Origin of the sequence: Pseudomonas sp. BF-R-19 (assembly GCF_019956445.1) — a bacterium.
GTDB lineage: Bacteria > Pseudomonadota > Gammaproteobacteria > Pseudomonadales > Pseudomonadaceae > Aquipseudomonas > Aquipseudomonas fluorescens_BH.
Genome location: NZ_JAHBDN010000034.1, coordinates 89,168 through 102,388 on the forward strand (window position 1 = coordinate 89,168; position 13,221 = coordinate 102,388).

At 61.2% G+C, this 13,221-nt stretch carries 12 protein-coding genes; 10 read left to right on the top strand and 2 right to left on the bottom strand.

Annotation, left to right across the window (positions count from 1 at the left end; all coding sequences use genetic code 11):
• The first annotated feature begins 2 nt into the window (after positions 1–2).
• The 3 genes from cobN to KGB28_RS05075 all read left to right on the top strand — a co-directional run bounded on the left by cobN (position 3) and on the right by KGB28_RS05075 (position 5,702).
• Positions 3–3,866 (top strand): cobaltochelatase subunit CobN, encoded by a 3,864-nt coding sequence (gene cobN, locus KGB28_RS05065; protein ID WP_223442983.1) that lies wholly within the window; start codon positions 3–5, stop codon positions 3,864–3,866.
• A 163-nt stretch (positions 3,867–4,029) separates the two neighbouring features.
• On the top strand, positions 4,030–5,037 hold the full coding sequence (locus tag KGB28_RS05070) for an ATP-binding protein (RefSeq protein WP_223442985.1): 1,008 nt from the start codon (positions 4,030–4,032) through the stop codon (positions 5,035–5,037).
• Between the two features lie 119 nt (positions 5,038–5,156).
• On the top strand, positions 5,157–5,702 hold the full coding sequence (locus KGB28_RS05075; protein WP_317853287.1) for a vWA domain-containing protein: 546 nt from the start codon (positions 5,157–5,159) through the stop codon (positions 5,700–5,702).
• Between the two features lie 120 nt (positions 5,703–5,822).
• Here the strand turns inward: KGB28_RS05075 and KGB28_RS05080 are convergent, their stop codons facing one another.
• Positions 5,823–7,046 carry an NADH:flavin oxidoreductase/NADH oxidase family protein gene (locus KGB28_RS05080; RefSeq protein ID WP_223442989.1) on the bottom strand — a complete coding sequence of 408 codons (1,224 nt, stop codon included), beginning with the start codon at positions 7,044–7,046 and terminating at the stop codon, positions 5,823–5,825.
• Between the two features lie 76 nt (positions 7,047–7,122).
• On the opposite strand from KGB28_RS05080, the gene KGB28_RS05085 reads away from it, so the two are divergent.
• The gene (locus KGB28_RS05085; RefSeq protein ID WP_223442992.1) at positions 7,123–7,527 is read left to right on the top strand and encodes a MerR family transcriptional regulator; all 405 of its coding nucleotides are present in this window, start codon (positions 7,123–7,125) and stop codon (positions 7,525–7,527) included.
• Positions 7,528–7,613: 86 nt separating this feature from the next.
• Here the strand turns inward: KGB28_RS05085 and KGB28_RS05090 are convergent, their stop codons facing one another.
• Positions 7,614–8,342 (bottom strand): hypothetical protein, encoded by a 729-nt coding sequence (locus KGB28_RS05090; protein ID WP_223442995.1) that lies wholly within the window; start codon positions 8,340–8,342, stop codon positions 7,614–7,616.
• A gap of 489 nt (positions 8,343–8,831) precedes the next feature.
• Between KGB28_RS05090 and KGB28_RS05095 the strand changes: the two genes are divergently transcribed.
• From KGB28_RS05095 to KGB28_RS05120, 6 genes are all read left to right on the top strand, one after another.
• Positions 8,832–9,680 carry a transporter substrate-binding domain-containing protein gene (locus KGB28_RS05095; protein ID WP_150753471.1) on the top strand — a complete coding sequence of 283 codons (849 nt, stop codon included), beginning with the start codon at positions 8,832–8,834 and terminating at the stop codon, positions 9,678–9,680.
• A gap of 51 nt (positions 9,681–9,731) precedes the next feature.
• Positions 9,732–10,394, top strand: a complete 663-nt coding sequence (locus tag KGB28_RS05100) for an amino acid ABC transporter permease (protein ID WP_108217292.1) — start codon at positions 9,732–9,734, stop codon at positions 10,392–10,394.
• A 9-nt stretch (positions 10,395–10,403) separates the two neighbouring features.
• On the top strand, positions 10,404–11,066 hold the full coding sequence (locus tag KGB28_RS05105) for an amino acid ABC transporter permease (protein WP_150723636.1): 663 nt from the start codon (positions 10,404–10,406) through the stop codon (positions 11,064–11,066).
• On the top strand, positions 11,063–11,857 hold the full coding sequence (locus KGB28_RS05110; RefSeq protein WP_223442998.1) for an amino acid ABC transporter ATP-binding protein: 795 nt from the start codon (positions 11,063–11,065) through the stop codon (positions 11,855–11,857). Before KGB28_RS05105 ends, KGB28_RS05110 begins: the two co-directional genes overlap by 4 nt.
• A 30-nt stretch (positions 11,858–11,887) precedes the next feature.
• On the top strand, positions 11,888–12,277 hold the full coding sequence (locus KGB28_RS05115) for a RidA family protein (RefSeq protein ID WP_223443001.1): 390 nt from the start codon (positions 11,888–11,890) through the stop codon (positions 12,275–12,277).
• Between the two features lie 173 nt (positions 12,278–12,450).
• Positions 12,451–13,215: an IclR family transcriptional regulator gene (locus KGB28_RS05120; protein ID WP_223443004.1), complete on the top strand. Its 765-nt coding sequence runs from the start codon at positions 12,451–12,453 to the stop codon at positions 13,213–13,215.
• Positions 13,216–13,221: the final 6 nt, after the last annotated feature.

The window sequence follows — 13,221 nt, forward strand, 5'->3', positions numbered from 1 at the left end:
CCATGCACCTGCTCAGGACCCAGCCCGGCGGTTTCGTGTCGGATGACAACATTGCCGACCTTGGACAAACCCCCGCCGAACTGGTGGTCCTGTGCAGCGGCGATTCCAGCCTGGCGCTGCTCGCCGAAGCGGCGCAGCAGTTGCCCGACGATTACCCGAGCGTGCGCCTGGCCAACCCGATGCAGGTGCAGAATCATGCCTCGGTGGATTTGTACGTCGATGAAGTGCTGCGTCACGCCAGGGTGATCCTGATTTCGCTGCACGGCGGCATCGCCTATTGGCGTTACGGCATTGAGCGCCTGGTCGAGCTGTCGCAGCGCGGTGTGCAGGTGATTCTGGTGCCAGGTGATGATCGCCCGGATCCGGAGCTCAGTGACCTGAGCACCGTCGGCGCGGAGGATCGCGACCGGCTCTGGCAGTTTTTGCGCCAGGGCGGCATGGGCAACGCCCTCGATTTCTTCCGCTGTCTGGCCAACCGCTGGCTGGCCCGTGATTACACCTGGGGCGAGCCGCAAACCTTGCCGCGCACGGCGATATACCATCCGCACAAACACTGCGCCGCACTGAGTGACTGGCAAGCCGATTGGCAAGCGGGTCAACCGGTGGCGGCGGTGCTGTTTTACCGCTCGCATTTGCAGGCGGCGAACACGGCTTTCATTGATGTTTTTTGCCAGCGCTTGCAGGCCGCGGGGTTGAATCCGTTGCCGATCGCGCTGGCCAGTCTGAAAGAGCCCGGTTGTCTTTGCGTGGTCGAGGACTGGCTCGACGAGGCCAGCGTCTCGGTGATCCTCAACACCACCGGCTTTGCCCAATCCAGTCCCGAAGCACCGCATCTGCGCCCGTTTCGCCGCAATATTCCGGTGATCCAGGCGATTTGCGCCCAGGACAACGAACCGGGTTGGCGCGCCAGCGAACAGGGCCTCGGCCCCCGTGACCTGGCGATGCACATTGCCTTGCCGGAACTGGACGGACGCATCATCAGCCGCCCGATCAGTTTCAAGGACTTGGCGTGGCGCAGTGAACGCAGTCAGTCGGATGTGGTCTGCTACCGGCCACAACCGGAACGCATGGATTTCGTTGCCGAACTGGCGCGGCGCTGGGTCGATCTGGCGCGGGTGCCCAATGCGGAAAAACGCATTGCCTTGATTCTCGCCAATTATCCGACCCGCGACGGTCGCATCGGCAACGGCGTCGGCCTCGATACCCCGGCCGCCGCGCTGAATATCCTGCGGGCGCTGCATGCCGAAGGTTATCCGTTGCCGGCTGAGTTGCCGGACAGCGGCACCGCGCTGATCCAGCAGTTGCTGGGTGGCGTCAGCAACGATCTCGAGACCCTCGACCTGCGTCCGTGCCAGCAAAGCCTGGGGATGGATGACTATCTGGCGATGTTCAATGCACTGCCCGAAGCCAACCGCGCGGCGGTGCTCGAACGTTGGGGCGCGCCGGAAAGCGACCCGATGTGTCGCAGCGGGCGGATGATGATCGCCGGCCTGCGTTTTGGCCTGACCTTCGTCGGCATTCAACCGGCCCGGGGTTATCAGGTCGACCCGAGCGCGGTGTATCACGACCCGGACCTGGTGCCGCCCCACGGTTACCTGGCGTTCTACTTCTGGCTGCGCAACACTTACGGCGCCCATGGCGTGATCCACGTCGGCAAACACGGCAACCTCGAATGGCTGCCGGGCAAGGGCGTGGGGCTCTCGGAAAACTGCTGGCCAGATGCTTTGCTCGGGCCGCTGCCGAACATCTATCCGTTCATCGTCAACGACCCGGGCGAGGGCGCCCAGGCCAAGCGGCGCACCCAGGCCGTGATTATCGATCACCTGATGCCACCGCTCACCCGCGCCGAAACCTACGGGCCGCTGCGCAACCTCGAATTGTTGGCGGACGAGTATTACGAAGCGCAACTGCTCGATCCACGCCGCGCCCGAGAGTTGCAACGCGACATCCTGCAACTGGTGCGTGACACACACATCGACCGTGAACTGCAACTGGACGAACAGCTCGACAGCGACGCCGATGCGGCGATCTGGTTGCCGCGACTCGACACTTACCTGTGCGACTTGAAAGAGTCGCAGATCCGCGACGGCCTGCATGTGTTCGGCGAATCGCCCACCGGGCGTTTGCGTATCGACACCTTGCTGGCGTTGTTGCGTATTCCACGAGGCGATGGGCGGGGCGCGCAGTCGAGTTTGCTGCGGGCACTGGCCAAGGCCTTCGGACTAGGGTTCGATCCGCTCGATTGCGCCTTGGCCGAGCCGTGGACTGGGCCGCGCCCCGAGGCTCTTGTGGGCATCAGCGAAGACACCTGGCGCACGGCGGGCGATACCCGCGAACGCCTCGAGCTATTCGCCACACGACTGATCTCGGACGTTTTGAATAACCCCTGTGGGAGCGGGCTTGCTCGCGAAAGCGGTGGGTCAATCGACATCAATGTTGAATGCTCAACCGATTCGTCGGAACGCCGCCCGGAGACAAGCCCGCTCCCACAAAAGGCGGACTGGACTGAAGTGCAAGCCATCATCGACAACCTGCGTGAGGTGGTCGCCCCGCGTCTGGACGCCTGCGGTCCGGCGGAAATGCGCGGATTGCTCGATGCCCTGAGCGGTCGCTTCGTCCCGGCCGGTCCCAGCGGCGCGCCGAGTCGTGGTCGCCTGGATGTGCTGCCCACCGGGCGCAATTTCTATTCGGTGGACGTGCGCAACCTGCCGACCACCACGGCGTGGCGCATCGGGTTCCAGTCGGCCAACCTGATTCTCGAACGGCACCTGCAAGACCACGGCGATCATTTGCGCCAGCTCGGCCTGTCGGTGTGGGGCACCGCGACCATGCGCACCGGCGGTGATGACATCGCCCAGGCCATGGCGCTGATGGGCGTACGCCCGGTCTGGGCCACCGGCAGCCAGCGGGTCGATGATTTCGAGATTCTGCCGTTGAGTTTGCTCGACCGTCCGCGGGTGGACGTAACCTTGCGTGTGTCCGGTTTCTTCCGTGACGCCTTTGCCAATCTGATTCGCTTGTTCGACGCGGCGGTGCAAGCGGTGGCCGACCTCGATGAGCCGGATGATCTCAACCCGTTGGCGGCCAAGGTGCGCGCCGAGCGTGCAGCCTTGCTGCAGGCGGGGCTCGATGAAGACGCTGCGCGACGTCAGGCCGGCTGGCGGATTTTCGGGGCCAAGCCCGGTGCCTACGGCGCGGGTGTGCAGGGCGCCATCGATGGTCGCCTGTGGCAAACCCGCGAGGACTTGGCCGAGGTCTACCTCAACTGGGGTGGCTACGCTTACGGCGGTTCCGACGAAGGCACCGCCGCCCGCGAACAGTTCAGCCAGCGCCTGAGCCAGGTACAGGCGGTGCTGCAAAACCAGGATAACCGCGAGCATGATTTGCTCGACTCCAACGATTACTACCAGTTCCAGGGCGGTATGCTCGCAGCGGTGGAAAGCCTGAAAGGCGAGGTGGCGGCCAGCTATCATGGCGACCACAGCCAGCCGGACCTGCCGAAGATTCGCACCTTGAAGGAAGAGCTGAACCGGGTGATCCGCTCCCGGGCGGCCAACCCGAAGTGGCTCGAAGGCGTTAAACGTCACGGCTACAAAGGTGCGTTCGAAATGGCCGCGACGGTCGACAACCTGTTCGCCTTCGACGCCACCACGCAGTTGATCGACGATCACCAGTACGCGTTGCTGGCCGATGCCTATTTGCTTGATCCGGACACCCGGGATTTTGTCCGTGAACACAATCCCCATGCCTTGCGCGACATGACCGAGCGCATGCTCGAGGCGCAACAACGGGGGATGTGGAAGGAACCAGGCGAGTACCGCGAGGCGCTGGAGAATCTGTTGCTGGATATAGAAGAAGACAGCTGACGCACTTAAACCTGTGGGAGCGAGCTTGCTCCGGGCGGCGTTCCGACGATGACATTCGTTCAGTCGACAAAAATGTTGCCTGACATTCCGCCATCGCGAGCAAGCTCGCTCCCACAGGGATTGGGGCGCCTGGGAGATCACCGACCATGACCGAGATAAAACAATGACCGACACCCCGCATTTCCCGCTCTCCGCCGTGGTCGGCGCCGACGATTTGAAGCTGGCCCTGTACCTGACCGCCATTGACCCGAAAATCGGCGGTGTCCTGATCGAAGGCCCGCGGGGCATGGCCAAGTCGACCCTGGCCCGCGGGCTGGCAGACCTGCTGGCCAGCGGTCAGTTCGTCACCTTGCCGTTGGGCGCCACCGAAGAGCGGCTGGTCGGCACTCTCGATCTCGACGCGGCACTGGGCGAGGGGCGCGCACAGTTTTCCCCGGGCGTACTGGCCAAGGCTGACGGAGGCGTGCTCTACGTCGACGAGGTCAATCTGTTGCCCGATCACCTCGTTGACCTGCTGCTCGATGTGGCCGCCAGCGGCACCAATCTGGTGGAGCGCGACGGTATTTCCCATCGGCATTCGGCGAAGTTCGTGCTGATTGGCACCATGAACCCGGAAGAGGGTGAACTGCGTCCGCAACTGCTGGACCGTTTCGGCTTGAACGTCGCCCTCGGTGGCCACACCGCGCCGGCCGAGCGCGGTCAGATCATCCGTCGTCGCCTGGATTTCGACAGCGATCCGCAAGGTTTCTGCGCCGAATGGGAGTCCGCGCAGGCGTCTCTGCGCGAACGTTGCCAGAGCGCACGCAACGCGCTGGCAAACATTCCCCTCGACGACCAGGCGCTGGCACACATCACCGAACGCTGCTTTGCCGCTGGCGTCGATGGTTTGCGCGCCGATCTGGTCTGGCTGCGCGCCGCCCGGGCGCACGCCGCCTGGCGCGGGGCGAACGCGATCGCCGAGGACGATATCGACGCCGTTGCCGAGTTCGCCTTGCGCCATCGTCGTCGCGAGCATTGCGCACCGGCGCCTCAGCCATCCCAAGCTGCGCAACCCTCTGAGCCGCAAAAAGCCAACCCGAGCGAAGGGCAGGGCCAGTGGGGTGAGTTGCCTGCCCAGGCGTTGGCGGTCGGCGCACGACGTGAAGTGCCGAGCTGGCCAAAAAAGCCCTAGGCATTCGCCCTCGCTCAGACGCGGGGGCGAATGCCAGACCTCGAGCCGGGCGGCTGGACCACGGCAAACAGGGCAAGCGTCATGCAGCCCGCAGCGGCTCGGTCAACTGGCCCGGCACTTTGCTCAATGGCCGACCGCGTCAGCGCGACGATCTGTTATTTCACCTGCGCACTCGCTCGCCCCATGAACTGTGGCTGGTGATCGTTGATGCCTCAGCATCGACCCGCCGTCATCAGGCATTGAGCGATGCCAAGGGCCTGCTGGCGCAGTTGTTCGACGATGCCTATCGCCAGCGTGCGCGACTGGCGTTGCTCACGGCCAGCGGTGCCGCACCCAAGTGGCAGGTGCAGGGGTTGAAGGCTTCGACCGGGTTGCGCCATTGGCTCGATGGTCTTGGCGCCGGTGGCGGTACGCCGTTGCTGGCCGCGCTGGGCGAAGCGGGGCAATGGCTTGCGGCACGGCAAAAGCGTTTTCCGGCAGAGCAGCAGCGCTTATTGCTGGTGACCGATGGCCGACTGAAGGACTGGCCGTTGTTGCCGACGCTGGAGTGCCCGGGGTTGCTGATCGACATCGAGCGCGGGCCGATCCGGCTTGGGCGCAGCCGGGTGTTGGCGGCGCAGTTGCAGGCCGAGTATCGGCATATTGACGAGCTGCTTCCAGGCTGAGCCCTGTCTTGTCTAGGGCGGCCTCTTCGCGAGCAAGCCCGCTCCCACATTTGGAATGCGTTCCCCTGTGGGAGCGGGCTTGCTCGCGAAAGCGGTGGGTCAGTCACCATCCATTTCGGATCATTTGCCCATCGCCTGCCGATACTGCCGGGTGCGCTTGCCAATGTATAACCGGTCGACAATCAACGCCCACAACGCCGAGACTTCAGGTCGGGTTTTGCGCCCACGACTCAAGCGATGTAGCTGGAACTTGACCACCGCCATGCTCGCCAGCGCCGCCAGGGGCTTACGCTTCCAGCGGATCGACGGCAGTTGCGGATGACTGTCCTGGCCTTCGCGCCAGTGCTTGACCAGGTGCGGTTCCACGGCCAGCGCGGTGCCGATGCCGGCCATGGCAAGGCCGCTGTCGAGGACCTGTTCGACGATCGCCAAACGGCGGATCCCGCCGGTCACCATCACCGGCATCCGCGCCACGCTGGCCAGTTCGCCAGCCATTTCCAGAAAGTACGCCTCCCGTGCCAGGGTCCGTCCGTCGCGGGCTTCGCCTTGCATGGCCGGTGCTTCGTAACTGCCGCCGGAGAGTTCCAGCAGGTCGATCGGTTGTTCGTTAAGCCACTGGATCACTTGCCGTGCATCATCGGCATCGAAACCACCGCGCTGGAAATCCGCCGAGTTGAGCTTTACCGACACACAAAATTGCGGTGACACCGCCTGGCGAACCGCCTCGACGACGGACAACAGCAGGCGCGCACGATTTTCCAGTGAGCCGCCCCATTGATCGGTGCGCCGATTGGTCAGTGGCGAAAGGAACTGGCTGATCAGGTAGCCGTGGGCGGCGTGGATCTGCACCCCGGTAAAACCGGCTTTCTCCGCTAGTGCGGCGCTGCTGGCGAAGCGAAGGATCACCTCCTGGATGTCCGCCTCACTCATGGGCTTGGGTTCGGCGAACATCTTCGAGAACTGGCCGAGATCGAGCGCAACCGCCGACGGTGCCAAGGCTTGCTGGCCAAGGTTGGCCATGGTCTGGCGGCCAGGATGGTTGAGCTGCACCCAGAAATGCGCACCGCCGGCCCGGCCGACGCTGGCCCACTGGCGGAAGCGCTCCAGGTGGCGCTCGTCTTCCAGCGCTACACCGCCGGGGCCGGTCATGGCGCGGCGGTCGATCATCACATTGCCGGTCAGCAGCAAGCCGGCTTCGCCCTCGGCCCAGGCCTGATACAGACGCAAGAGCGCCTGGTCGGGCACCTGATCGGTATTGGCGAGGTTCTCTTCCATCGCGGCTTTGGCAATGCGATTGCCGATGGTCTGGCCGTTGGGCAAATTCAATGTTTGGAAGGGCGACATGCTTGACTCCTCATAGTGATGAGCAGAGGCTAAGCTTAAAGTTAACTTTAATGTCAAGCAGGTAAATGAGGCCGCAATGAAGATCGGTGAATTGGCACAGTTGAGCGGGTTGACCGCATCGCGCATCCGTTTTTACGAGTCTCAGGGCTTGATCCGCCAGGTCGAGCGCTCTGCCAACGGTTATCGGCGTTACTCGCAACAGGCGCTGCAGACCCTGCAAATCATCCAATGCGCACAACAAGCGGGCTTCAGCCTGGAAGAGCTCAAACAGTTACTGCCGGATAATGTGACGGGCGCGTTCAAGCACGATGAGTTGATGGCCGGCCTGCATCGCAAGATCGAGCAGATCGAAGAGATGCAACGGCACCTGGCCCATAGCAAGGCGCAGTTGCTGGGCTGGATCGACACCATCCAGGCCCGGCCCGAAGGCATGAGCTGCGATGAAAATGCCGAGCGGGTGATGACGTCATTCAAGCACTAGGTCAGGTCGGGCCACGGGGTCGGGATTGCGCATCAGCGTACCGACCCTGCGCGCGCCTGGCTGTGAACACATTGTTCGCGAGTTTTTTACTGTTGAGCGGGCAAAACAGTTTGAGTGACTGGGTAGGCAAAAGACTCAGTGTTATCGATAGTCGCAATAACGGTTTGCTCCTCTCCCGGCTTTATTGGAGCAGGAACGTTTCGAAAAGAGCTGATGTATCGGTCAGTCCTCCAGTGAGTTGTGCTTAAACCCATTAAATGGGGAAGCAAAATAGCCCCAGTATAAAATTCCCCAGGTGAAACAGAGAAAATGGTGGTAATGGAGGTTTTGATTGGAAAAAAGATAGCGCCGGGATAAGTGCCACATAACGGATAGCCCGGAGTTCCGCTGGAACATTTTGACGGTGGCTCCTGCCCGACGACCAGTTTGGTGGCCGGTGAACTAACACCCGCGACAACAACCGAAAATGAAATGCCCCTGCCCGGCAGGTTTTGCAGATTCAATTGAGACATCGTGAAGTTACCGTTAGACAGCGTGGATACCTGCTTCAAAATGACGTCATCGCTGGTTTTCGCCGTTACCATGAACGGGCCAGTAGCCGTGGTCCCAACGATAGTGCCCGAGATGGATGTGGCACTTTTTGAAAGCGGTGTCGTGACGCAAACTTCAGGGCCATTCTGGCCGATGTACTTTCCAGTGACCAAGCTGCTGCACTCTTCGCTGATCGCGGAAACAGTCGTGTCCGGATCAACGTTGCAACCCGTTAAACCCATTCCCAGCGTCGCGCAAAAAAACAAAGTTCTTGCCGTATTCATATTCGATCCCCTTTGGTGTCGATAGTCAGATACGGCGCCAGTATTTCCTCACATACTCCGAAGCGTCTACTGTCATAGTTGACAGTAGTGATCGGTTTATTCGGATTTAAACAGATCGTTTTTCAAAGGCGCACGCTACACGGCGACCGATGAGAATTACTCTGTGCAGAGGGTGGGAAAGATCATTTATTGTTGAAACGTATACCGATCGTTCCCCGTATGTTTTGACTCATACAAGGCTGCATCGAAATGGCCCATCCCAGCCCAATTGTGAACCAGATACCCGCCCCCTGTAGCCAACGGTAGCGGCTGTTTGCCTGTGCGGTTGGTAACGTTTTTTTCTTTTTTCACGCATCCCCCTGATTCAAAACAAATTTCAATCTCTCTCACATTCCCTTCACATCCTGTGGCACACTTTCTGCTGTCTATTCCGTTGTTACATACTGTAATCCGGTATAGCGGAATAAACATCACCCAGGAGTGCTTGCCATGCATCGCCGTCCTTCCTTGTTCAAAGCGTGTGTTTTTCTGTTCGCGGCTTCTGCCGCTGCCATGGGGGTAGCCCAGGCGGCGGACAGTAAGCTCGATAGCGTTCTGGCCCGCGGCAAACTGATTGTAGGCACCGGCAGTACCAATGCGCCGTGGCACTTCCAGGGCGCGGACGGCAAGTTGCAGGGTTTCGATATCGATATCGGGCACATGATCGCCAAGGGTTTGTTCAACGACCCGACCAAGGTTGAGTACGTGGTGCAGTCGTCCGATGCGCGGATTCCCAACCTGCTGACCGACAAGGTCGACATCAGTTGCCAGTTCATCACCGTGACGGCCAGCCGCGCGCAGCAAGTGGCGTTCACCCTGCCGTACTACCGCGAAGGTGTCGGCCTGCTGCTGCCGGCGAACAGCAAGTACAAGGAAATCGATGACATGAAAGCCGCCGGTGACAGTCTCACCGTGGCGGTGCTGCAAAACGTCTATGCCGAAGAACTGGTGCATCAGGCGCTGCCCAAGGCCAAGGTCGATCAGTACGACAGCGTGGACCTGATGTACCAGGCCGTGAACTCCGGCCGCGCCGACGCGGCAGCCACCGACCAGTCTTCGGTGAAGTACCTGATGGTGCAGAACCCTGGCCGCTATCGCAGCCCGGCCTACGCCTGGAGCCCGCAGACCTATGCCTGCGCGGTCAAGCGCGGCGATCAGGACTGGCTGAACTTCGTCAACACCACCCTGCATGAAGCCATGACCGGCGTTGAGTTCCCGACCTACGCGGCGTCGTTCAAGCAATGGTTCGGTGTAGACCTGCCGACCCCGGCCATCGGTTTCCCCGTCGAATTCAAATGATCCCGTGAGAGCAGGGCGCCCAAATGCGCCCCGCTCAAGGTACTGCTGACCATGAACTATCAGTTGAACTTTGCCGCCGTCTGGCGCGATTTCGACACCTTGCTGGCGGGGCTCGGTATGGGTCTTGAACTGGCCCTGGTGTCGATCGCCATCGGCTGCGTGATCGGCCTGATGATGGCGTTTGCCTTGTTGTCCAGGCATCGCGCATTGCGGGTGCTGGCGTCGGTGTATGTCACGGTGATTCGTAACACGCCGATCCTGGTGTTGATCCTGTTGATCTACTTTGCGTTGCCGAGCCTGGGGATCCGCCTGGACAAGATCCCCTCGTTCATCATCACCCTGTCGCTGTATGCCGGGGCGTACCTGACCGAAGTGTTCCGCGGCGGCTTGCTGAGCATTCCCAAGGGCCTGCGTGAAGCAGGGTTGGCCATTGGCCTGGGTGAGTGGCAGGTCAAGGCCTACGTCACCGTGCCGGTGATGCTGCGCAATGTGTTGCCGGCGCTGTCGAACAACTTCATTTCGCTGTTCAAGGACACTTCGCTGGCGGCCGCGATTGCGGTACCGGAGCTGACCTATTACGCGCGCAAGATCAATGTCGAGAGCTACCGGGTGATTGAAACCTGGCTGGTGACCACGGCGCTGTATGTGGCGGCCTGTTACCTCATAGCCATGATGCTGCGTTACCTCGAACAGCGTCTGGCGATTCGCCGATAGGAGGCCTCCATGTACGAATCCCCCAGTTGGTTGCATGAGTTGTGGGTGGCGCGGGAAGTGCTGTGGCAGGGCTTCCTGACCAGCGTGCAGGTATCGGTGCTGGCGATTCTGCTCGGCACGCTCGTAGGCGTCGTCACCGGGTTGGTGCTGACCTACGGCAAATTCTGGATGCGCGCGCCGTTTCGGTTTTATGTCGATGTGATTCGCGGCACGCCCGTGTTCGTGCTGGTGCTGGCGTGCTTCTACATGGCGCCGGCACTGGGCTGGCAGATCAGCGCGTTCCAGGCCGGTGCACTGGGTTTGACGCTGTTCTGCGGCTCCCATGTCGCCGAGATCGTGCGGGGTGCATTGCAGGCATTGCCGCTCGGGCAGATGGAGGCGAGCAAGGCCATCGGACTGACGTTCTACCAGGCCCTCGGTTACGTGCTGTTGCCCCAGGCGTTGCGGCAGATCCTGCCGACCTGGGTCAACTCGTCCACCGAGATCGTCAAGGCCTCGACCCTGTTGTCGGTGATCGGCGTCGCCGAGTTGCTGCTCAGCACCCAGCAGATCATCGCCCGGACGTTCATGACCCTGGAGTTTTACCTGTTCGCCGGTTTCCTGTTCTTCGTCATCAACTACGGCATCGAGTTACTCGGCCGGCACATTGAAAAGCGGGTGGCTTTGCCATGACTCAGACTCCAACCAATGCACAAGACGGCCAACCGCTGCTGGACATTCGCGGCCTGCACAAGCGTTACGATCAGCTCGAAGTACTCAAGGGCGTCGACCTGAGCATGCAGCGCGGCAACGTGGTGACGCTGATCGGCTCCAGCGGCTCGGGCAAGACCACGTTGCTGCGTTGCGTGAACATGCTCGAAGAGTTCCAGGGTGGGCAGATCCTGCTCGACGGCGAATCCATCGGTTATGACGAGGTCAACGGCAAACGCATTCGCCACCCGGAAAGAGTCATTGCCCGCCATCGCGCCATGACCGGCATGGCGTTCCAGCAGTTCAACCTGTTCCCGCACCTGACCACATTGCAGAACGTTACCCTGGGGCTGCTCAAGGTCAAGAAGCTGCACAAGGACGAGGCCGTGGCCCTGGCCGAGAAATGGCTGGAGCGCGTCGGCCTGCTGGAACGTCGCGATCACTTTCCCGGTCAGTTGTCTGGTGGGCAGCAGCAGCGCGTGGCAATCGCCCGCGCCATCGCAATGAACCCGAGCCTGATGCTGTTCGACGAAGTGACCTCGGCCCTCGATCCGGAACTGGTGGGCGAAGTGTTGAGCGTGATCAAAGGCCTGGCCGAAGACGGCATGACCATGCTGCTGGTGACCCACGAAATGCGCTTTGCGTTCGAGGTCTCGGACAAGATCGTTTTCATGAATCAGGGGCGAATCGAAGAGCAGGGGCCACCCAAGGACCTGTTCGAACGCCCGCAGTCGCCACGATTGGCGGAATTTCTCAAAAGCACCCGTTTTTGATCCTTCAATTTTCAATCAGGAGAAACACTCATGAGCATTACTCGTTACGGCACCGGCAGCACCGCCGCTGGCGGTCAGCCTCGCCCTTTCGCCCGCGCCGTTGAAGCCGATGGCTGGCTGCACGTGTCTGGCCAGGTGCCGGCGCTGGATGGCGAGATCATTGTCGGTGGCATCGTCGAGCAGACTCACCAGACCATGAAGAACCTGATCGCGATTCTCGAAGAGGCAGGTTTCGGCCTGGAAGACGTGGTGCGTGCTGGCGTGTGGCTGGAGGATCCGCGGGATTTCACGAGTTTCAACAAGGTCTTCTCCGAGTACTTCAAGCCTGAACACGCCCCTGCGCGGGCCTGTGTGCAGGCGAACATGATGGTCGACTGCAAGGTTGAGATCGACTGCATTGCGTACAAGAAAAAGGCCTGAGATCCGTGGTGAATTCTTCGCGAGCAAGCCCGCTCCCACAGGTTTTGTGTGCTGCCACAGATTGCAGACACACCCTCAATCCCTGTGGGAGCGGGCTTGCCCGCGAAGGCGGCCTAACGGTCAGCGCGGCACTCTGGGTAAACTCCCGACGACTATGAATGGGAACCACTGAAATGACCGAAGACACCATCAAGCGCCGGGCACGCGGGCTGGACCGGGCGTTCGATATCCTCGATTTCCTCAAGGAGATCGGCCAGCCCTTGCGCCCGAACGACATCGCCAACGGCATCGGCAGCCCCAAATCCACGGTCTACGAACTGGTGGCTTCGCTGCTGGAACGACGGATCCTGGAGCCGGTGGGCAAGGACGGTCATGTCTACCTCGGTCGTCAGTTGTATTTTCTCGGACAGGCACACCTGCGGCATTTCGACCTGACCCGCGAGGCCGATCACGCCTTGCAGGAAATCGTCAGCCAGACCCACGAAACCGCGCAGATGTGCCTGCTCAACGGGCGCAAGTACACCGTTGCGCTGATGAAGGAGGGGGAACGGCATTTCCGCATTTCCTCGGACATCGGCGAAAACGCGCCCATCCCCTGGACCGCCTCCGGGCGCCTGTTGCTGGCGCACCTGAGCGACCAGGCAATCGTCGACCTGATCGATCACGATGACTTCATCCTGCCCGATGGCGAACGCTTGCCGCTGGAGCAATTCCTCAAGGAAATCCGCCAGGCCGGTATCGATGGTTTCTTTTCCTTCGATAGCGTCGCCGACACCTTTACCCATTGCTTCGCCGCACCGGTCAAAGACCCCAGCGGCGTGGCCATCGCGACCCTGTGCATCGTCGCCCCACGGGCCGATGCGAAGAAAAACTACAACGACTACCGCCGGGTGCTGATTGAAAGCGCTAACAGCCTGGCCCGTCGCATCAACGAATAACAGCGG